The 19746-nt window shown below is 72.0% G+C and carries 19 protein-coding genes; 8 read left to right on the top strand and 11 right to left on the bottom strand.

Features of this window, described 5'->3' with window-relative positions:
• Positions 1 to 32 precede the first annotated feature (32 nt).
• On the top strand, positions 33 to 770 hold the full coding sequence (locus ABGB14_RS21810; protein WP_347645647.1) for a hypothetical protein: 738 nt from the start codon (positions 33 to 35) through the stop codon (positions 768 to 770).
• 11 nt (positions 771 to 781) lie between these two features.
• Here ABGB14_RS21810 and ABGB14_RS21805 read toward each other — a convergent pair whose 3' ends face one another.
• Positions 782 to 1666, bottom strand: coding sequence for a phosphotransferase (locus ABGB14_RS21805; RefSeq protein ID WP_347645646.1), 885 nt, complete (start codon positions 1664 to 1666; stop codon positions 782 to 784).
• A gap of 199 nt (positions 1667 to 1865) precedes the next feature.
• Between ABGB14_RS21805 and ABGB14_RS21800 the strand changes: the two genes are divergently transcribed.
• Entirely contained in the window at positions 1866 to 2768 is a 903-nt protein-coding gene (locus ABGB14_RS21800) for an acyl-CoA desaturase (protein WP_347645645.1), read from the top strand.
• A 29-nt stretch (positions 2769 to 2797) separates the two neighbouring features.
• On the opposite strand, the gene ABGB14_RS21795 is transcribed toward ABGB14_RS21800, so the two are convergent.
• A complete protein-coding gene (locus ABGB14_RS21795; RefSeq protein WP_347645644.1) occupies positions 2798 to 3016 on the bottom strand; it encodes a hypothetical protein in 219 nt (72 codons plus the stop codon).
• A 68-nt stretch (positions 3017 to 3084) separates the two neighbouring features.
• Here ABGB14_RS21795 and ABGB14_RS21790 point away from each other — a divergent pair, with 68 nt between their 5' ends.
• The 4 genes from ABGB14_RS21790 to ABGB14_RS21775 all read left to right on the top strand — a co-directional run bounded on the left by ABGB14_RS21790 (position 3085) and on the right by ABGB14_RS21775 (position 7023).
• Positions 3085 to 4206 carry a sensor histidine kinase gene (locus tag ABGB14_RS21790; protein ID WP_347645643.1) on the top strand — a complete coding sequence of 374 codons (1122 nt, stop codon included), beginning with the start codon at positions 3085 to 3087 and terminating at the stop codon, positions 4204 to 4206.
• Complete coding sequence (locus ABGB14_RS21785) at positions 4206 to 4874, top strand: response regulator transcription factor (protein WP_347645642.1); 669 nt, start codon at positions 4206 to 4208, stop codon at positions 4872 to 4874. The genes ABGB14_RS21790 and ABGB14_RS21785 overlap by 1 nt, the downstream gene beginning before the upstream one ends.
• A gap of 148 nt (positions 4875 to 5022) precedes the next feature.
• Positions 5023 to 6273 carry a cytochrome ubiquinol oxidase subunit I gene (locus ABGB14_RS21780; RefSeq protein ID WP_347645641.1) on the top strand — a complete coding sequence of 417 codons (1251 nt, stop codon included), beginning with the start codon at positions 5023 to 5025 and terminating at the stop codon, positions 6271 to 6273.
• A gap of 9 nt (positions 6274 to 6282) precedes the next feature.
• The gene (locus ABGB14_RS21775) at positions 6283 to 7023 is read left to right on the top strand and encodes a cytochrome d ubiquinol oxidase subunit II (protein ID WP_347645640.1); all 741 of its coding nucleotides are present in this window, start codon (positions 6283 to 6285) and stop codon (positions 7021 to 7023) included.
• Between the two features lie 25 nt (positions 7024 to 7048).
• Here the strand turns inward: ABGB14_RS21775 and ABGB14_RS21770 are convergent, their stop codons facing one another.
• Both ABGB14_RS21770 and ABGB14_RS21765 read right to left on the bottom strand, forming a co-directional pair.
• Positions 7049 to 7330, bottom strand: coding sequence for an alpha-glucosidase C-terminal domain-containing protein (locus ABGB14_RS21770; protein ID WP_347645639.1), 282 nt, complete (start codon positions 7328 to 7330; stop codon positions 7049 to 7051).
• Positions 7331 to 7376: 46 nt separating this feature from the next.
• A complete protein-coding gene (locus tag ABGB14_RS21765) occupies positions 7377 to 9479 on the bottom strand; it encodes an NACHT domain-containing protein (RefSeq protein ID WP_347645638.1) in 2103 nt (700 codons plus the stop codon).
• Positions 9480 to 9627: 148 nt separating this feature from the next.
• Here ABGB14_RS21765 and ABGB14_RS21760 point away from each other — a divergent pair, with 148 nt between their 5' ends.
• The gene (locus tag ABGB14_RS21760) at positions 9628 to 10038 is read left to right on the top strand and encodes a PPOX class F420-dependent oxidoreductase (RefSeq protein ID WP_347645637.1); all 411 of its coding nucleotides are present in this window, start codon (positions 9628 to 9630) and stop codon (positions 10036 to 10038) included.
• Here ABGB14_RS21760 and ABGB14_RS21755 read toward each other — a convergent pair whose 3' ends face one another.
• From ABGB14_RS21755 to ABGB14_RS21745, 3 genes are all read right to left on the bottom strand, one after another.
• A complete protein-coding gene (locus tag ABGB14_RS21755) occupies positions 10039 to 11214 on the bottom strand; it encodes a helix-turn-helix domain-containing protein (protein ID WP_347645636.1) in 1176 nt (391 codons plus the stop codon).
• A gap of 64 nt (positions 11215 to 11278) precedes the next feature.
• A complete protein-coding gene (locus tag ABGB14_RS21750; protein ID WP_347645635.1) occupies positions 11279 to 11479 on the bottom strand; it encodes an EF-hand domain-containing protein in 201 nt (66 codons plus the stop codon).
• A 32-nt stretch (positions 11480 to 11511) separates the two neighbouring features.
• Positions 11512 to 12390, bottom strand: a complete 879-nt coding sequence (locus ABGB14_RS21745; RefSeq protein ID WP_347645634.1) for a LysR family transcriptional regulator — start codon at positions 12388 to 12390, stop codon at positions 11512 to 11514.
• Positions 12391 to 12452: 62 nt separating this feature from the next.
• Here ABGB14_RS21745 and ABGB14_RS21740 point away from each other — a divergent pair, with 62 nt between their 5' ends.
• Positions 12453 to 13433 carry an aldo/keto reductase gene (locus tag ABGB14_RS21740; RefSeq protein WP_347645633.1) on the top strand — a complete coding sequence of 327 codons (981 nt, stop codon included), beginning with the start codon at positions 12453 to 12455 and terminating at the stop codon, positions 13431 to 13433.
• On the opposite strand, the gene ABGB14_RS21735 is transcribed toward ABGB14_RS21740, so the two are convergent.
• From ABGB14_RS21735 to ABGB14_RS21720, 4 genes are all read right to left on the bottom strand, one after another.
• Positions 13434 to 14621, bottom strand: coding sequence for a tetratricopeptide repeat protein (locus tag ABGB14_RS21735; RefSeq protein ID WP_347645632.1), 1188 nt, complete (start codon positions 14619 to 14621; stop codon positions 13434 to 13436).
• The gene (locus ABGB14_RS21730; RefSeq protein ID WP_347645631.1) at positions 14618 to 16018 is read right to left on the bottom strand and encodes an ATP-binding protein; all 1401 of its coding nucleotides are present in this window, start codon (positions 16016 to 16018) and stop codon (positions 14618 to 14620) included. The genes ABGB14_RS21735 and ABGB14_RS21730 overlap by 4 nt, the downstream gene beginning before the upstream one ends.
• A 143-nt stretch (positions 16019 to 16161) precedes the next feature.
• A complete protein-coding gene (locus ABGB14_RS21725) occupies positions 16162 to 17451 on the bottom strand; it encodes a hypothetical protein (protein WP_347645630.1) in 1290 nt (429 codons plus the stop codon).
• 135 nt (positions 17452 to 17586) lie between these two features.
• A complete protein-coding gene (locus ABGB14_RS21720; RefSeq protein WP_347645629.1) occupies positions 17587 to 19614 on the bottom strand; it encodes an MMPL family transporter in 2028 nt (675 codons plus the stop codon).
• Positions 19615 to 19746: the final 132 nt, after the last annotated feature.

Genomic DNA, 19746 nt, shown 5'->3' with positions numbered 1-19746 from the left:
CGCGGACGGGCCGGTGCGCGGAATGTGGAGGCATGCCCGGCATCGACACGCTGGAAGGCCTGCTGAAGGCCGTGACCGAGTTCGACACGGACGCGTACGAGCTGGCCGTCGACACCCCCGCGCTCGACCGGGCCAGGCGCTCGATCGACGAGGCCGGGCTGCTGCTGCTCGGCGAGATGCACGGCGTCAAGGAGAACCCGCTGATCATCCTCGGTCTCATGCGGGCCCTCGGCCTGACCGATCTGGCCCTGGAATGGCCGGCCGGCCTGCAACCGCAGCTCAACGCCTTTCTCAGCAGCGGGACGGGGCTCGACCATCCGCTGTGGTGGATCGGCGACGGGCGCGTGACGGCCGGGCACTTCGCGACGTTCATGGCGATCCCGGGGCTGCGGGTCACGCTCTTCGACGGGGGGATGTTCACCGGCGACTGGTCGCAGCGGGACGCCTCGATGGCGCGGGGGGTGCTGGAGGCGCGCGTCGAGCCCGCGCTCGTCGTGGCGGGCCACGCCCACACGAGGACGTCATGGACCGACCTGGGGCTGCCCATGGGAGCGTGCCTGGCCAGCGCGCGGCCATCGCTGGAGAGCGTGCGGATCGACTACGGCACCGGCACGTTCTACACCATCGGGCCGCGGCGCAGCAGGGGCTATTCGGAGCGGGCAGGGCTGCGGATCGCCGAGGGCGAGCTGGTCGTGGGGCTGCCGGAGTTCGGCGAGGCCACGGTGCCACACCTGTCCGTCGAGCTGCTGCGGGAGCGGCTGGGCCCTTGAGCCCGCCGCTGTCAGGGGCGCAGGCGGTGGAACAGCTCGACCCTGGCGCGGTGGTAGTCGAGATCGTCCTGGTCGTGCTCGACCCCGGAGCGGGCGGCCTTGTGGAAGTAGGCGTACTCCCTGCGCAGTTTGTGGCGGACGAGCTGGGCCAGCGACTCCCCGTCGAGCCGGGAGGCCGTGCCGCCCGCCTCGTGGTAGGCGTCGACGAACTCCTTGCTCGGACCCGCCAGGTCGTCTCCCCATTCGAGCGCGGCCGCCGCCAGGTCGATCTCGGGTGCCCCGACGAAGCACTCGTCCCAGTCGAGCACCGCCACGATCGTGCCGTCTCTGGCGAGCGTGTTGCCGGCGTAGAAGTCGCCGTGCAGCGGGTGGCGCAGCGGATGCCGGGCGTGGAAGCCCGCCAGCCAGCGGTCGAGCTGCGGGTCGTCCAGCCCGGCGGCGTCGTGGGGCGGGTCGCCGTACAGGCCGGACTCCTGAAAGGCGGGCACCGGGCGCGGGCCGGGCCGGCAGCCGGCCAGCGACCGGTGCAGCCGGGCCAGCAGGCGGGCGCCGGCCACGCGCTGCGCGGGCACCCCGGAGTCGGGCCAGGCCCCGTCGACGTGCGGCCAGCAGGAGATCGGGCGGCCCTCGACCGTGATGACCGTCGTCCCGCCGGGGGTGGGAACGGGGGCGAGCGCCTCCCGCAGCGTGGCGGCGGCATGCCTGGCGATCGCGTGGCACCACTCGGATTCGGCGGGGTCGCGCCCGGCGGGGCCGACCCTGATCACATGGCCGTCGAGGCGGTAGGCGGCGGACTCCTCGCCACCGTGCAGCCGCTCGCCCTCACCGGTTAAGCCCCAGGTCAGGGCCACGGCTTCGCGTATTGCGGGGGTCAGTGGCGCAGTGGCGTAGATCACCTCTCCAGGCTACGGCAACGTCACGCTTCCGGTTTGGCGGCGGATGCGCGATGGTTTAGGCAACTTGCACCGCGAGGTAAGGAGACCTGTGGTCAGTCCTGGCACGCTCGACACTCGGGGCAGCGATTTCGCCCGACTCGCCCATCGGATCATGGACGCGGGTCTCCTTGACCGGCGTCCCCTTTATTACGCCGTCAGGATGAGCATCGCAGCCGTGATCTATCTCGGCTGCTGGGCACTGTTCGCCTGGGTGGGCGACTCCTGGTTGCAGCTTCTGGTCGCGGCCGCGATGGCCGTGGTCTTCGCGCAACTCGGCTTTCTCGCCCACGACCTCGGGCACCGGCAGGTCTTCAAGAAGCGGCGACCGAGCGACGTCGCCGGGCTGGTGATCGGCAATTTCGGCCTCGGGCTCGGCTGGGGATGGTGGACCAGCAAGCACAACCGGCACCACGCCAACCCCAACCACGAGGACCACGATCCGGACGTGTCGCCCGCCGTGATCGTCTGGTCGGAGGACCAGGTCGCCAAAAGCAGCGGCCTTCCCCGTTTTGTGGCGAAATATCAGGCTTTCTGGTTTCTTCCGCTGCTCACCCTGGAGGCCTGGCACCTGCACGTGGCCAGCGTCAAGGCGCTGCTCAAGCCGGGCGCCAAGCGGCGTACGACCGAGCTCAGCCTGATCGTCGTGCACTTCGTGCTCTATTTCGGCCTGGTCTTCACCGTCCTGCCGCTCGGCAAGGCGCTGGCGTTCCTGATCGTGCACCAGGGGCTGTTCGGGATCTATCTGGGCCTCTCGTTCGCGCCCAACCACAAGGGCATGCCCGTGCTGACCAAGGAGGACAAGCTCGACTTCCTCCGCAAGCAGGTGCTGACCTCGCGCAACGTCAAGGGCGGCTGGTTCACCGACGTGGCACTCGGCCAGCTCAACTACCAGATCGAGCACCATCTGTTCCCGAACATGCCGGCGCCCAACCTGCGCAGGGCGCAGCCGATCGTCCAGGCGTACTGCGCCGAGATCGGCGTCGACTACCTGCAGACCGGGCTCGTCACGTCGTACGGGCAGGCGCTTCGGCACCTGCACGAGGTCGGGGCCGCGCTGCGATGACCGGCCGGGCGCCCGGAGAGGGCGCCCGGTCAGCCCTCGCCCTCCTCCAGCCGCCTGCGCAGGTTGTCGCGGCGGCGTTCGAGCCCGGCGATGAGCTCGACCTGCTCGTCCGCCTGGCTGATCATGGCGGAGATCTCCACCTGGTCGGTCGCGCCCATGTCGCGGATCTGGTCGCGGATGTCCTGGTTCTCGGCGCGCAACCGGGCCAGATCCTCTTCGACCTGCCGGAGCTCGTCCTTAGTGCTCATTCACCGGCTCTACCCACAGGAACGGCGGCGATTACCCGGCTTTGACGTGGACGTACAGAATGGAAGCCATGCGGAGGCCGTCGAAGAGCACACTCGTGTCGCTCGCCATGATCGCCGCGGTGCTGGCAGGAGTCGTCCTCACCCTGCTGCTGAGCGGCTCCGGCCGGCTCAACGCTTCCGACGTCGTGCTGCCGGTCATCGCCTCGGCCGGCCTGCTGCTGCGGGAACGTTACCCCGTCGCGGCGCTGATCATCGTGATCGCGGCGACGGGCGCCTACTACCCGTGGGCGTCGGCAGACGGGCCGCTCATCGCGCTGCCGCTGTTCGCCCTCTACACCGCCGCGGACAAGGGGCATCTCACCGCGGCCATCGTCGCGGGGGCGGCGGCGCTGCTCGGCATGGGGCTCGGCGAGACCGGCGGGGTCAGGCACGTGGACGACGGCGCGTTCCTGATGATCACCGGATGGGTGGTGGCGGCCATCGCCTTCGGCGGCGTCACCCGCAACCGGCGCGCCTACCTCATGGAGGCGCGCCGGCACGCGCTCGACGCCCTGCGCAGCAAGGACGAGGAGGCCAGGCGGCGGGCGGGAGAAGAACGCCTGCGCATCGCCAGAGAGCTGCACGACGTGCTCGGCCACAACATCTCCATGATCAACGTGCAGGCCGCGGCGGCGCTGCACGGGCTGAGGAAGCGGCCCGAGGACGCCGAGACGGCACTGCGGACGATCAAGGACACCAGCAAGGAGACGCTGCGCGAGCTGCGCACCACCCTGGGCGTGCTGCGCCAGGTCGACGAGGACGCGCCGACCGCGCCGGCCGACAGCCTGGCGCGGGTGGACGCGCTGGTCGAGGCGTCCGGGCTGAAGGTACGCACCGAGCTGTCCGGGCCGCTCGACGCGCTCCCGACCGAGGTCGACCTGGCGGCCGCCCGCATCGTCAGGGAAGCCCTGACGAACGTATCCCGCCATTCAGGCACGAACGAGGCAAAATTGAAGATCATCAATAGATTCGGAAAGATCGAGATCTGCGTGGAGGATGACGGGCCGGGCGCCTCCTACGACGGTGGCAGCGGCTTCGGCCTGACGGGCATGCGCGAGCGCGCGACCGTGCTGGGCGGCACCCTGGAGGCGGGGCCACGATCCGAAGGCGGCTTCCGCGTCCTCGCCCGGCTGCCGGCGAAGGGGCTGTGATGATCCGCGTGCTGCTCGCCGACGACCAGACCCTGGTGCGTGCCGGGTTCCGGTCGATACTCAGCGACGAGGACGACATCGAGGTCGTGGGCGAGGCGCCCAACGGCACGGCGGCCGTCCATGGCGCCCGCGAGCTCCAGCCCGACGTGGTCCTCATGGACATCCGCATGCCCGAACTCGACGGCCTGGAAGCCACCCGCCGGATCGCCGGCGACCCCCGGCTCGAAGGCGTCAAGGTGATCATCCTGACCACGTTCGACCTGGACGACTACGTCTACGGCGCGCTGCGGGCCGGCGCGAGCGGCTTCCTCGTCAAGGACACCGAGCCGGCCGAGCTGATCCACGCCGTCCGGGTCGTGGCCAGGGGCGACGCGCTGATCGCACCGTCCATCACGCGGCGGCTGATCGCCGAGTTCGCCGGCCGGGTCAAGCGCCCCGAGCCCGGCCCCGAGCTCAACGCGCTCACCGATCGCGAGCGCGAGGTCATGGGGCTGGTGGCGGCCGGGCTGTCCAACGACGAGATCGCCGCCCGGCTCGTGCTCAGCCCCGCCACGGCGAAGACGCACGTCAGCCGCATCATGACCAAGCTGTCCGTACGCGACAGGGCCCAGCTCGTCATCATCGCGTACGAAGCCGGCATGATCACCCCGGGCTGGCTCACCTCCTGACCCTGGGGACATCTCGCATGCCCCGGAGCGGCGGAGGTGGCTTACGCCCTGAGGGGTACGCCCGGCGGGTCCATGCGACCCGGGGTGTAAACCAGGTGCCCGCCGCAGCATGACGCCGCCGCCCAGGCCGTACGCGCAGGCTTTCGGCATGGACACCGTTGACCTCGCCCGCCTGCAGTTCGCGATCACCGCGGGCTCGCACTTCCTCTTCGTGGCGCTGACCCTCGGCCTGGCGACCCTGCTGGCGGTCGTCCAGACGCGGGCCACCTTCGGCAACAGCCCTGTACACCTGCGGATGACGCGGTTCTGGGGCCAGCTCTACATCATCAACTACGCGATGGGCATCGTCACCGGCCTGGTGATGGAGTTCCAGCTCGGGCTGTCCTGGAGCGGGCTGACGGAGTACGCGGGTGACGTGTTCGGCTCGGCTCTGGCGATCGAGACGCTGGTGGCGTTCTTCATCGAGTCCACGTTCCTGGGATTGTGGATCTTCGGCTGGAACAAGCTGAACCGGTGGGCGCACCTGGCGCTGATCTGGGTCGTGACGCTGACCGCGTACGCGTCGGCTTTCTGGATCATGGTGGCGAACGGTTTCCTGCAGAACCCGGTGGGCCACGTGCTGGAGGGCGGCAGGATGCGGCTGGCGGACTTCGGGGCGATGGTGGCCAACCCGGCGGCGCAGGTGGCGTTCTGGCACGTCGTCAGCGCCGGGATGGTCGTCGGCGGGTTCTTCATGGCCGGGGTGAGCGCGTACCACCTGCGCAGGCGCACCGCCGAGCAGGACGTCTTCCGCAAGTCGCTGCGGATCGGGATGGGGGTGGCGCTGCCGGCCGTCTTCGTCACCGCGACGTTCGGCGGGCTGGGCTTCGAGACGATGCAGCCGGCCAAGCTGGCGGCCTGGTCGGGCGACGACTCGCGGCTCGCGGAAGCCCAGGCGGAGATGGTGGCCGCGCACGGGCCCGGCGACTACCTGCCTCCGGTGGAGTGGGTGCAGACGAGCGGCACGACGATGATGCTGCTGTTCGCGCTGATGATGTTCTTCGCGGGGCTGAGCTGCCTGCTGATGCTCTTCCGTCCGGTCGTACGCGGGTTCAGGCTCTGGCACTGGCTGATGACGCTGATGATCCCCGTCCCGTTCCTCGCCATGCTCGCCGGCTGGGCCTTCCGCGAGTTCGGACGCCAGCCGTGGACGGTGTACGGGCTGCTGAGGACGTCGGAGGCGATGTCTCCGGTGTCGGCCGGGCAGATGCGGTTCTCCGTGGTCGCCTTCCTCACGGTGTTCGCCGTGCTGATCGCCGTCAACTACTGGCTGCTGGCGCGGCACGCCCGGCGCGGGCCGGACGCCGTGCTGCTCGGCGACCGCCCGATCGAGGCGCCCGTTCCCGCCCCTACCTTCTGAGGAGCCGTCATGGAGATCTTCATCCTGGCCTTCTTCGCGCTGGGCTACCTGGTGCTGGCCGGCGCCGACATCGGGGTCGGCATGGCGCTGCCGTACCTGGGCAGATCCGCGGCGGAACGGCGCGAGGTGATCGCCGCGATCGCGCCGTTCTTCCTCGGCAACGAGGTGTGGCTGGTGGCCACGGCGGGCGTGCTCGCGGGGCTCTTCCCCGAGCTGGAGGGCGAGCTGCTGAGCGGCAACCACACGGTGGTCGTGGTGCTGCTGCTGGCGTGGGTGGTCCGCGACATGGGCCTGTGGCTGCGGGGGCGCGTGCCGGGGGCGCGCTGGCAGGCGTTCTGGGACGGCGCGATCGTCGCCGGCAGCTGGGGGCTGGCGCTGAGCTGGGGCCTGCTGCTCGGGCACGTGCTGCTCGGCATCACCGGGCCGTTCGCGCTGTTGCCGGCGCTGGTGGTGGCCGCGCTGTTCGGCACGCACGGCATGGCCTTCGCGTCGCTGCGGCTCCGCGGCGGGCTCCGGGCGCGGGCGGCCGTGTTGTCCGGCGGGGCCGGGGAGGCGCGCACGTACGCGCTGACCTCGGCTGCGCTGGTCACGGTCGGGGTGCTGGCCGGGCTGCGGCTCCCGCTGGATCCGGGCAGCGCGGGCGTGGTGCTGGTGCCTGTCGTGCTCACCATGATGCCGCTGCTCGTGGCGGCGCAGGCATGGGTGTGGTGGACGTTCCGGCACCGGGTCACCGGGCCGTCCTACCTGTGACCGTCAGCGGGGCCGGCCCGGCGGCTCACATGGCCTTGGCCGAGGCGTTCTCCGGCGACGCTCCCGGAGCGAAGGCCCGCAACCAGCGGCAGCCGTGCGGGTCGAGCGCCACCCGCACCGTGCCCTCCCCCGAGACCTCGAGCGTGCCGTCCACCAGCAGGTCGGTGAGCCGGGAGCCCTCCAGCCCCGGCAGCGTCAGCTCCACGTCGCACGCCGTGTCGCCGAGGTTGTGCACGATCACCATCGTCGCCCCGCCGGCGTCGCACCGGTGCGCGAAGACTCGGAGGTGTACGTCAGTCGCATCCAAGCCCGCTACCCCCGGCGGCCGCGGAGTCACGAACCCCGACGAGCGCTCACCCCCGTGCCGGGTCAGCGGCCAGATGAGCCTGCAGTTCGGAGTGGCGGAACTGGTAGAAGGGCCCGACGGTCCGCAGCACGCCCAGCTGGTGCAGATCATGCAGGAAGCGCATCAAGCGGAACGGCAGCCGGCGCGAGGGCCCGAGGTGTGCCAGGGCGATGGTGGACATCAGCCACATGTGCTGGCGCTTGTTCACCAGGCCGAACGCTATGCCGAAGACGATGCCCATCCCCGCGTGCACGGATGCGGACGAGGAGGGCGGCACGATGGACGCCTCGTTCATGAAGTCGACGGCGAAGCCGACGATCGCTCCGAGGAGCAGGGCGTTCATCAGTTGCACACCCACGAGGCTTCGGTTGACCCGCCAGGTGGACTGGGGGGTGAGTGCCGCGGTGAACGGCGGGAGCCGGTTCTCGTCCGCCCGGGCGGGCGTCTTGTCCCGCTGCTGCAGGACCCGCACGGTCACCCACCCGATGCCGAGCGCCGCGAAAAGGGAGGCCAGTCCCATCTTCCAGCCGTGCGCCCACGTGTTGTAGACGACCGCAGGCAGGCCGATGCCCGCCGGCAGGAGGAACAGCATCATCCGCGCGTCGGACACCAGTCCACCGGTGAAGTCACGCAGCCGTTGCCGTACGCGCAGCGGAGCGAAGTCGGGGGTGCGGGCGGCCTCCACCGCGGACAGGCCGAAGCAGATGCCGAAGGCGGAGCCGAAGACCGGCCCGTAGGTCAGCGTGGCGGTCAACGCTGCGGGGATCGCGAACGCCAGACCGCTCAACCAGCCGATCCAGGTACGGGCGAGCGCGCGCCGTACCCGGGAGGCGGGCAGCGCCTGGTCGGTCAGCCGCCACCAGGCCAGGTCGTGCCCGCCGGATCCGGCCTGCAGGCGTGCCAGCCGTTTCGTCCACTCGGTGAGGCCGGCCGGGTCCCAGGTTGCGGGCCTGATCGTGGCGCGTGCGTTCAGCAGCGCGCCGAGGAGGTTGTCGAGCAGGTGGGCGCGCAGGGCCTGCACGTCGTCGGCGTACTCGGTGACCAGCGGAGCCGGGTCGGCGTCCGGCTGGTCGATGTAGACGGCCCGGACCAGCCACAGCCCCAGGGCGGTGGAGGTGACCCCGGCCAGCGCCGGCGCGGCGCCCTCCCTGAGGGCGCGCAGGACCTTGGTCCACTCCGGGGACGAGGACAGCGCGGGCAGGTGGGCGCTCAGGAAGTCCGCCACGATGTCGGGGTGCAGCGCCTTGGGCGCGATGACGGCGGTGGCCTTGAGCGGGCGCCGTGCGGCGGTGACCGCGTTTCCGTATTCGGTGGTACGCGACGTGATGATCACCTGATCGCGTTCCATGAGCGTTTCGGACAGTTTCTCGATCACCTTGGCGCGGGCGGGCTCAGGCAGCTCGTCGAGACCGTCGAGAACGGCCAGGATCGCGCCACGGGCCGCCAGGACGTCGGCGCCGTCCTGCCGCCTGCCCGGCGTGCGCAGGGCGGCGTAGTCGGTGCGCACGCGCTCGGCCACCCAGTCCTGGAAGCGGGGGTGGGCCTCGATGTCCCAGTCGGCGACGGGCAGGAGCACCGGGACCGGGTCGTCGTCGGCACGCGTGCGGATCAGTTCCAGCATCAATTGGATGGCCAGGGTGGTCTTGCCCGTGCCCGGGCCTCCGGTGATGACCAGGCGGCGCCGGCGCAGCGCGCGGAAGGCGACGGCGAGCGCGGCGATGTCGTCGGATCGGCCCGACACCGCCGGCTCGCGGTCGGCGATCAGGTGCGGGTGATCCATGAGTTTGGTCCGGCGGGTCATGTGCCAGGAGATCGGGATGGGTGGATCTCCCAGGGAACGCGTCACCACCTCGTCGCTCCACCGGTCGTGGACCAGCTGGGCGAGCTCCCGCATCGTATCGGTGACGGTCCCGGGGGCGGGGGCGAGCACGCGCCCGGCCCGTTCGGCGACGAGGCCGGCCAGCACCGCCGCCACGATGGTGCCGGCGGTCCAAGGGGCGCTCCACACGCCGTCGTTGAGCACCTGGTTGGCGGCCACGGACACCACGACAGGCAGGAGCACCATGGACAGCCATAACAGCCGGGCCCGCCACCTCTGCTCGCCCACCATGGCGCCATGGTAGTCGTGGCCCGCGGCCGATGACCTTGGATCGCGTCGAAGAGGGCCGAATCTCCGGTGACCACCCCGCTACGGCGTCGATCCGGGCGGCCGCCGTTCGTGTAGGGGAAGGAAACGTGTACGGAAAGGAAGGACGCACATGTCTTTCACCGACGAGGAGATCGCCTACCTGCGGTCCCAGCCGCTCGCCCGGCTCGCGACCCTGTCGCGCGACGATCAGCCGGACGTGGTGCCGGTCGCCTTCGAGTTCGACGGGACGTGCTTCTGGGTCGGCGGCTCGGGCCAGGACGTCCTGCGCACCCGGAAGTTCCGCAACCTCGAGGCGGGGCACCTCAAGGTGGCCCTGGTCGTGGACGACATGGTGTCGTTCGACCCGTTCGTCGCCCGCGGCGTGCGCGTCTACGGCGAGGCCGAGCGGCCGGTGGAGCGGATGGGGATGGTCGGCCCCGGCCTCTACGCACGCATCACGCCGACCGTCTCGTGGAGCTGGAACATGGCCGGCGAGCCCGTCGGCGGCGCGTGGTACCCGTCGAGACGGGCCGTCCACTAGTCAGGCCCTGACCGCCTGCCGGGCCCTGAGGGCGATCTCCAGCTCGAAGCGGATGTCGGGGTCGGTGAGCTGGTCGCCGTAGAGCTCTTCGAGCTGCCGCAGCCGGTAGCGCACGGTCTGCGGGTGCACGTGCAGCCGGGCGGCCACCTCGCCGGCGCCCCTGCCGTGCCGCAGCCAGGCGAGCAGCGTCTCCGCCAGCCGGTCCTGCTGGGTGGGCCGCAGGTGGGCCAGGGGCGCCAGCCGCACCTCGGCCAGCGCGCTGACGAGCTCCTCGTCCTTGAAGACCACCAGCGTGGCCATGTGGTCGGCACACCGCACCAGCCCGCCGGGCAGGACGCCGCGGCGCGACAGGCCGAGCGCCTGCCTGGCCCACCGCAACGACGTCGCGGCGGCGGTCAGGGGCACGGCGGGGCCGATGGCGGCCCGGCGCCCGCGCAGGGCCTGGTCGAGCATCCTGGCCTGGCCGGGGCCGTTGGGATCGGGCGCCAGCAGGCACGGCTCCGGCCGGTCCATGGCGGTGAGCACGTCGGAGGGGAACGCGAGCGCGGGGCACGGGCCGAGCCCGTCGTCGAGCGCCACGCAGGCCACCGTCCTCGGCAGCCGCCACCCGGCGGCCCTGGCGAGGTCGGCGATGGCCTCGGCGCTGGCGGGCGGCCGGCTGAGCAGGAGGTCGAGCAGGCGGGCGCGGCGGCGCTCGGTCTCGCCGGCGGCGTGTGACCTGGCCTCGGCGAAGCCCTCGGCCGCCGCGTCGGCGAGCTGGTCGAGGTGGACGAAGATGGCTTCGCCCAGGTCGTACAGGTTCTGCGGGGACAGCGCGCACGGACCGGCGAGCTCGGTCAGCCGCCGCCAGCCCACTCTGGCGCCGAGCCGCATCGCCGCCTGCAGCGGCTCCAGGTTGCGGCCCTCGGCCGCCTCTCCCCTGCCGATCATGCGGAACGGCTCGGGGTCCCACGGGGCGTCCGGGTCCTCGACGCGGTCGAGGAAACCCTCGACGGCCTGCTCGACCGCGATCCTGATGACCTTGATGTAGAGCTCGTCCGACGGCCTCGCGTATTCGGGGATCCGGGTCTGGATCTCCTCGATCACCTCGTCGGAGACCCGCCCGATCCCCGGCCTGAGCGCTTTCGCGATGTCCGCGGTGGTACGGCTTTCGCTGCTGTCACTCTTGATGACCATCGTCCCTCCTGACACCCATTGTGACCCAGGCGACAAGAGATGTGTAGCAAGAGCTTGTTTGTTATCACTTCTGGAGGAAGGCGGCGAACTCCTCCACGTCGATCAGGCCGTCGCCGTCCTTGTCGAGCTGCCGCACACCGGCCTGCGCGGCCTCCAGCGTCACCGGCCGGCCGAGCACCTCCATCAGCCGTACGAGCTCGACGGCGGAGATGCGCCCGTCCTTGTCGGCGTCGATCAGTTCGAAGGTGGTCGCGTAGTCGCTCATGGGTCGCCCTTCTGCCGGGATCCGCTGTCGCGTCAGACCTTAGTAGCGACTTGTCGTAGTGCGTCGATGAATGCCGTGACTTGCGGTCTCCTGTCGCCTTCTCGCCACGCGATGGCGAGTTCGCCTGGAGGCAGCCCGGCGACCGGCCGGTAGGCCAGCCCCGGCCTGCTGTAGAGCTCGGCGTTGCCCTCGGCCACGAGCACCACGCCCAGCCCGCCGGTCACGGCCTCGAACACCTCCTCGGGCGTGTTGGCGATGACCCCGACGACCGGCTCGTCGTCGCGCGCGTCGAGCCCGAGCCAGAAGTCGCGCAGCGGCCCCGCCACCGCGGGCAGCGCGATGAACGGCTCGCCGCGCAGAGCCGGGAACGGCACCTCCGCCAGCCCGGCGAGCCGGTGATCGGCCGGCATGGCCACCCCACGCCTTTCCGTGGCCACCACGTACGTCCGCACCCCCGGCGGCACCGGCAGCCAGATGAACGCCACGTCGGAGCTCCCGTCGGCCAGGCCGCCGCTGGGGTCGTCCCATCCGACCAGTCGCAGCGCGACCTCCCAGCCCGGCAGCCGCTCGCGGAAGCGGCGCAGGGCCGCCTGATGCAGCCCTCTGCCCACGGCCGTCTGCATGCCGATCACCAGCGTCCCCGGCGGCGCAGCGGCGCGCGCCTCCGCCACGCCGGCGGCCCACCGTCCGAGCAGGTCGCGGGCGACCGGAAGCAGCGCCTCGCCCTGCCTGGTCAGCGCCATCCCGCTGGGCACCCGCTCGAACAGCCCGAACCCGAGCTGCCGCTCCAGCACCCTGAGCTGCTTGGACAGGGCCGGCTGGGAGACGAACAGCCGCTCGGCGGCCCGCGTCACGTTGAGCTCCTCGGCCACCGCCACGAAGTAGCGCAACTCCCGCAGATGCACCTCCATAGCCACTGGTTATAGCAAAGAGTCTTGGACCTGCGTCCCAGCCGCCCGGCAGGCTGGCGGTCATGAAGACCCGCACTCTTGGAAACCTGCAGGTGCCCGCCATCGGCTTCGGCGCCATGGTGCTCTCCCCCGGCATGTACGGCGACATCGACGACGACCGTGCCGAGACGGCGCTCAGGACGGCGCTGGACGCGGGCGGCACCCACGTGGACACCAGCGACGCCTACGGCCCGGACGGACACAACGAGCGACTCGTGGGCCGCGCGATCAAGGGGCGCCGCGACGAGGTGGTGGTCGCGACCAAGTTCGGCCTGGCGATCCCGGAGGGCGAGCCCAGCAGGGCGCACCCGGTCGGCTACGCCTTCAACGAGCTCCGGGTGAACGCCGAGCCGCGCCTGGTGCGCCGCTACGCCGAGCGCAGCCTGCGCAACCTCGGCACGGACGTGATCGACCTCTACTACGCGCACTACCCCGACCCCGGCGTGCCGATCGAGGAGACCGTCGGCGCGATGGCCGGCCTGGTGCGCGACGGGTTGATCAGGCATGTCGGCCTGTCCAACGTGACGGCCGCCCAGCTGCGCGCGGCGCACGCCGTCCACCCGGTGTCGGCCGTGCAGAACGAGTGGTCGATGTGGCGGCACGTGGACCCGGACCTCCTGGCCACCGCACGCGAGCTGGGCGTGGGCATCGTGGCGTGGAGCCCTCTCGGCAGCGGCTTCCTGACGGGCACGGTCCAGTCGCTCGGCGAGGACGACTTCCGCCACAACGCCCCGCGCTTCGACGCGGGCAACCTGGCGAGCAACAACGACCGCTACGCCCCGATCAGGGCCATGGCCGCCCAGCTCGGCGTCACCCCCGCCCAGCTGGCCCTGGCCTGGCTCCTGCACCAGGACGAGCACGTGGTGACCATCCCGGGCAGCCGCACCCCCGCCCACATCGAGGAGAACCTGGCGGCGGCCGACCTCACCCTCCACCCGGACACGCTGGACGCGATCGGCAAGGCGCTGGCCGCGTTCGAGGTGTCCGGCGGGACCCTCCTCTAGTCAGAGGAGCTCGGGCCTGCCGCGTACGCCGGCCGCCACCCAGACCGTGGCCAGGCAGGCGTACACGCTGAGCAGCGCCACGCCCGCCACGGCGAAGAACGCCGACACGACGACGGCCCCGGCGAGCAGGACCGCCCAGGCGTAGAGAATCATGCGCCGGCGCTCCGAGCCGGTGTGCGCGGCCTCCTGAGCGGGGGTGACCATGGCCATGGCCCCGACACCCACCATGCCAAGCAGCTCGCTGCCGAACACGATCCCGAGCCCGAGCACCACCGCGCCCACGGCCACCAGGCCGCAGCAGAGCACCGCCATGCGGGACTCGACGGCCTCGAAGAGCAGCTGGGTGGTCCTGCCACGGGCCAGCCGCAGCGTCGTGACCGCCTCGGCGACCCAGGCCGCCCAGTGCAGCAGCGCCACGACGACGAAGACCAGGATGACCGGCGGGATCGTGGGCAGGAGGAACACCAGCCACCACCTGCCACGGTACCTGCCACGCACCCCCGACAACCACCGGTACAGGGGGTTGCGCTGTTTGAGCGCCGTCACCAGCAGGTCCCGGGCCTGGCCGTAGCCGGGATCCAGGCGGAGCACCTCGCGGAAGGCCTCCGCGGCCTGCCGGGGCTCGCCGAAGGCCAGCTCCGCGCGGCCGTAGGCGAGGTGCGCGATGGCGCTCTCCGGATCCAGCCGTACGGCGTGCGCGGCGGCGGCCCTGGCCTGCTGCGCGTCCCCGAGCACCGTGCAGGCCACCGCCAGCAGGCTCACCAGGTCGCAGTCCTCCGGGTCGATGGCCAGCCCGCGCCGCGCCGCCTCGGCCGCCTCACGCCGCTGGCCGGCCAGCAGGTGCGTACGGGCGAGCTGGTTCCAGATCGGCGGATGCTCGGGATTGAGCCGCAGCGCGGTGGTGGCGGCGGCCAGCGCGGCGGCGGGGCGGCGGGCCCGGTGGTGCACCTGCGCGGCCGCGTAGTGGGTGAACCAGTGGTCGGGCGCGAGGCGTACCGCCTCGTCGGACTCCTCGACGGCCTCGGCCGCGTTGCCCTGCAGCACCAGGGCGAGGGCCAGGAAGGCGTGCGCGGTGGCGTACTGCGGCTGCTGGGCGAGCACCCCTCGCAGCTCGCGCTCGGCGTCGGCGGGCCTGCGCAGCCGCAGCAGGGTCCGCGCCCGCTCCAGGGGGTCGCCCGTGGTCGTCACCGCTTGCCTTTGACCCAGGGCAGCAGCTCGTCCCACGCGCCCGAGTCGTTCGCGTGCATGACGTAGTTGCGCGCCGTGGCCATCCACTCGTGCACCGCCGCGGGGCGGACGGTCTGCGCGGCGGCCAGCAGGTCGGGCGTCGTCAGCGGTATGGGACGGCCGGCGCTGATCGACTGCCGCAGCTTGGCCTCCACCGCCCGGTCCACCAGGCCCTTGAGGTCGGCGCCGACGAAGTGGTCGGTGACCCGGGCGACCGCGTCGTAGTCCATCTCGGCCAGGGGCTTGTCACGGCACAGGATGCGCAGGATGGCCGCGCGGGCCGCGGCGTCCGGCGGTGGGACGAGCACTGGCTGGTCGAAGCGGCCGGGCCGGCGGAAGGCCGGGTCCACGTACCAGGGGGCGTTGGTGGCCGCCAGCACGAGGACGCCCTCGTTGGCGTGCTCGTCCACGCCGTCGAGCTCGGCCAGGAACTGGTTGACCAGCTGCCGCGTGTGCGCCTGGCGCATGTCGGAGCGGCGGGCGGCCAGCGCGTCGACCTCGTCGAAGAAGAGCACGCACGGCCGGTTGCGCCGGGCCAGGTCGAACGTGGCCCGCAGGTTGCGCTCGCTGGAACCGATGTACATGTCCAGGATGTCGGCCAGGCCGACGTTGACGAACTTCGCGCCGAGCTCCCCGGCGGCGGCCCTGGCGAGGTGGGTCTTGCCCGCGCCGGGAGGGCCGTACAGCAGCACGCCGCCACCCGCGCGCTTGCCGAACGCGGCGAACATCTCCGGCTGCTGGAGCGGGAGCAGCAGCTTGACGCGCAGCGCCTCCTTGACCGCCTCCATTCCCGCCACGTCGGCGAAACTCACCTGGGAGTGCTCGACCTCGGCGGTGGCCCGGTCCGCGGGTCCCGGGGAGGGCGCGTGGTAGGCGGGGGCAGGTGCGGCGTGAGGCCCGGCATGGGGTGCGGCGTACGGCGGGGCCGGGGGCGCCGCCTGCGGCTGGGGTGGGGGCGGGGGCGCCAGGCGGGCGGCGAGGGCGGCGTCGCCCACGGACGGGTCGCGGGCAACCGCCTCCTGGTAGCGGCGGGCCGCCTGCGCGGTGTCGCCCTCGCCGAGCAGCGCCCTGGCCGCCAGCACCCCGAGTACGGGCGGGTGGCCGGGCGTGTCGAGCAGCGGCTCCAGCGCGGCCAGAGCGGCCCCGTGGGCGCTCTGCCTGATGAACGCCTCCGCCAGCCCGGCCGTGAGCTCGGCGTCCCTCGGGGCGAGCGCGAGCGCCCCGCGGAACTCGGCCTCGGCGTCGGTGAGGTAGCCGCCGGCGAGGAGCTGACCGGCGAGGTGCCGGCGCAGCGGAAGGTTGTCCGGTGATAGACGCGCCGCCTCGCGGAGCGCCTTAAGGCCGGCGTCGTCCGACACGTGCCGTTCCCTTCTGTCGGGGTTTGGGTGGTTCAAGGTTCGTAACATACCGAAACCAGCCCCTGGACATCCGGAATGTGCACCCAGGACAGAAAGCCGGGCACCGCCTCAGGGAGGCGATGCCCGGCTTCCCGGTCGGACGATCAGGCGGCGTGCAGGTAGATCTGGCCGAAGACCTCGGACAGGTTCTTCAGGTCCGTGACCATGTCCACCTCGGGGTTGGCCGGGTCGTAGACGGTGGCCAGGCGGGCGCGGACCGTGCCCAGCTTCTTGAGCTGATCCCAGGTGGTGTTGGCGGCCCACTTCTCGCCGTACACGCGGTTGACCTGGCCCTGGTCGTCCTGCCAGCGGGTCCACAGGGTGACCGTCTCCGCGGCGTCGTCCTGCAGCGGGGCGGCGATGCGGTCGGTGATGGCCTGGGTGGCCTGCTCTTCGTTCAGCTGGGCGCTGCCGGCGGCGGCGAAGGAGGCGTCCTCGGCGGCGATCTGGCCGTAGGCGTCCCAGGCGCGGGCCCTGACCTGGATCCACTGGTTACGCTGGGCCTCGGCGGCGTCGATCTTCCAGGTGGCGTACTCCGTGGCCAGGTGGCCGCTGTCCAGGGCGAGCTGGTCGATGAGGCCCTTGGCGAGCCAGCCGCCGATGCGCTCCGGGTCGAGCAGCGGATACTTCTTGGTCATCTCGGCCTTGCAGGCGTCGTTCGAGCCGCAGCCGAAGAGAGGCACCACCGTGTGCGCGGCCAGCTTCTTGCCCGGGAGCAGCCCGCGCAGCGTGGTCGTGGCCTCGCTGACGAACGCGTCCAGCTCGTCGGCAGTGCCGAACGCCTGGTTGTCGGCGCCGAGCTTCGAGGTGAACCTGACACCCACCACCCCCGGCTGGGCGGCGGCCAGCGCGGCGACCTTCTTGGCGGCCTCGGCGAGCTTGCCCGCCTTGTAGTCGTCGGCGAGCTCGGTGTCGATCCAGATCCGCATGTTCGTCTGGGAGACGGTCTGCGCGGCCTGGCCCGCCGGGGTCTGCTTGGCGGCGGCCTTCTGCTCGGGGGTGATGCCGCTGCCGTCGACGTAGCACTGCTCGCCGTTCTGGCACTCGGGCGTGCCGCCGTCCTCGGCGCCCGGGACGTCCGGCGAGCCGGCGTCGTGCACCTCGCCGTCACCCTCCGAGTCCGTCGCGCACTCGTTGCCCGCCTGGGTGCAGTCGACCGTGACCGGGTCCATCGGGCCGGCCTCGACCATGTGCTCGCCGTCGTTGTCGAGCCAGAACTTCGCGATGTCGGCGGCCTCTTCCGGGGTGGCCATCCACCGGCACACGACGTACGCGGGGGTGTCCTCGGAGAGGAGGTCGTTGCAGCTCCTCGGGTCGTCCTCCGACCACGCGGGAACGCCGATGCCCAAAAGGGAGAGGGCCAGTCCGATGACGAAGAGCTGCCGCAGTCGCATGGCACCTTACTTCCAGGGGGGTGATCGTGGGCATTCGCACAATATCCGGACGATCAACAACGTTCAATGAAATCTATGCCTTTACTTCACGGCTATGCCGACGCGAAGTAGGTGTTTCCGTCATGTTCACCTGGGTCACTCCTCCACCTCGGCCCACGTCCATCCGTCTCGGGTGGCCCGGACCACCCTCGTACGCCCGGCCGTCACCCTGACCCATGCGGGCCGCTCCGACAGCTCGCGATCCTCCTGGGCAAGCGGCACCGGATCGGTGTCCGCCCCGAAGACCGCCGGGCGGCCCTTCACGGTCACCGGCAGCATCCCTGCGCCGCTCCCGAACCATACGACCGGCAGATCCGCCGACCCGTCCCGCCTTTCCCTTCCGGCGCCGACCGGCCGAGGCGCGACAGCCGGCGCCCCGGGGGGGCGGGTCGGCTCCTCGAAGGGGCGCGTCCGACGAGCGGAAGGGCGGGCGGCCGCCGTGGAAGGGGCGGCCGGAGGAGCGGAGGGGCGGGCGGGCGCTCGGGAAGGGCGCGTCAGGAGCGCTGAGCGGCGGCGGAGACGGGTGAGGGCCAGGAGGGCGTACGGCAGCGTGCAGACCACCAGCGCCGCCCACGGCAGCGACCCCGCGTAAGCCGCCAGCAGGTCCGTACGAGCCGCCGCAGGACCGCCGGCCACCACCTCGCGCACCTTGGGCCCCGGATCCGCCGACCTGATCGAGGCGACCAGTTCCCCCGCGGCGGCGGACACGGGGTCGAGGGCGTGGTGGACGGACAGGCGGACCGCGCCGTGCTCCTGGGAGAGCCCGGCCACGGAGACCCCCGTGACGTGCGGCAGCCGTTCGAGACGGCGGGCGAGGGACCGTACGTCGGAGGCGGTCACCCGCGTGACGGCGCTGATCGGCGTGTGGCCCTGCCCGAGCGGCCCGGGTTCGCGGGGCTCGCCCGAGAAGGAGCGCTCGACGAGGACGTGCACGTCGAGCGCCCCGAGCGGGTTCCCGGGGAAACCCCGCTCGACGATCTCGGCGACCCTGCGGCTCTCCGCGCCGGCGGGCAGCGCACGACGGTCCACGCCGCCGAGCTGAGCCTGCGCGTACGGCACCGCCAGCGCCGCCAGCACGGCGGCCGTCGCGACCAGGTGCGGCACGACCGGGCGTGGCCGCCACCAGAGTCCGGGGACGATCCGCAACGCGGCCACGCCCCGGCCGAGCACCCCGAGCAGGGCGGCGGGCACGACCAGCGCGACGCCGGTGGCGAGGAGCGCCACGGCCGCCGCCACGGGCCCGAACGCGCTCAGGGACGCCCTCGGGAACAGCAGCAGCCCGAGCAGGGACACGGCCACCGCCGTCCCGGACAGGGCCACGGTACGTCCGGCCGCGCCCAGAGCCCGTTCGCAGGACACCTCGCCGCCGGGCGGGCCCCCGGTCCCGAGCGTGTCCGTGAACGCCTTGACCATGAACACGGCGTACCCGGCGGCCAGCGCGAACCCGAGCACGGCGGCGGCGTACAGCGAGGTGATGGAGATCTCGACCACCTCGGTGAGCAGCCGCAGCAGCATCACCGTGCCCCCGACGGCGAGCAGCCCGGCGAGCACCGGCACCGCGGCTGCCACCAGGCTCCCTGAGACCAGGACGAGCAGCGCGAGGAGCACCGGCGCGGCGACGGCCGCGGCGCGGGCCAGGTCGGCGGCGGCCCGCGCGTTGCGCTCCGCCAGCAGCGGCACCGGCCCGCCGACCCCGACGTGCAGGTTCTGGACGCTCCTGAGCCGGTCCGCGATCGCCGCGTAGCGTTCCAGCTCGGCGCCGTCCCGGAGGGTGACCAGCGCGTACGTCGCGTGCCCGTCGCCGGACACCATCGCCTTCGACCCGGTCGTCCAGTACGTGGCCAGCCCGCTCACGTGCGCCGCCGGCAGCCGCCGCAGCGAGTCGTGCACCGCCTTCTTGTACCGGGGATCGCGCACCTTGACCGACGGGTGCCGGTAGAGGACCACCACGTCGGGGGCGGCGTACCACTGCTCGCCCCAGCGGGCGGCGGTCGCCGAGCCGGACGGCGGGTCCTCGGCGCCGCCCGTCATCCGCCCGAACAGCTCCAGCCCCAGTGGGACGGCGAGGACCGCCCCCACCAGGCTCAGAAGTAGCAGCACGCGGGCGATCCGCGTGTACCGCATGGCCCGATCCCGTCGCCGACTGCAGGGACCTAGCAAATTACGGGACGGGCAGGCTCGATTCTTGCCCGCCGCCGGCACATTCCGGGGGTTGCTCTTGTCACCGGCGTGACAAGAAATATTCGCGCGACAACA

The sequence above is a fragment of the Nonomuraea sp. B10E15 genome, assembly GCF_039871615.1.
GTDB lineage: Bacteria > Actinomycetota > Actinomycetes > Streptosporangiales > Streptosporangiaceae > Nonomuraea.
The sequence above is the reverse complement of the archived record's forward strand: the minus strand, read 5'-3'. Positions and strand labels throughout refer to the sequence as shown.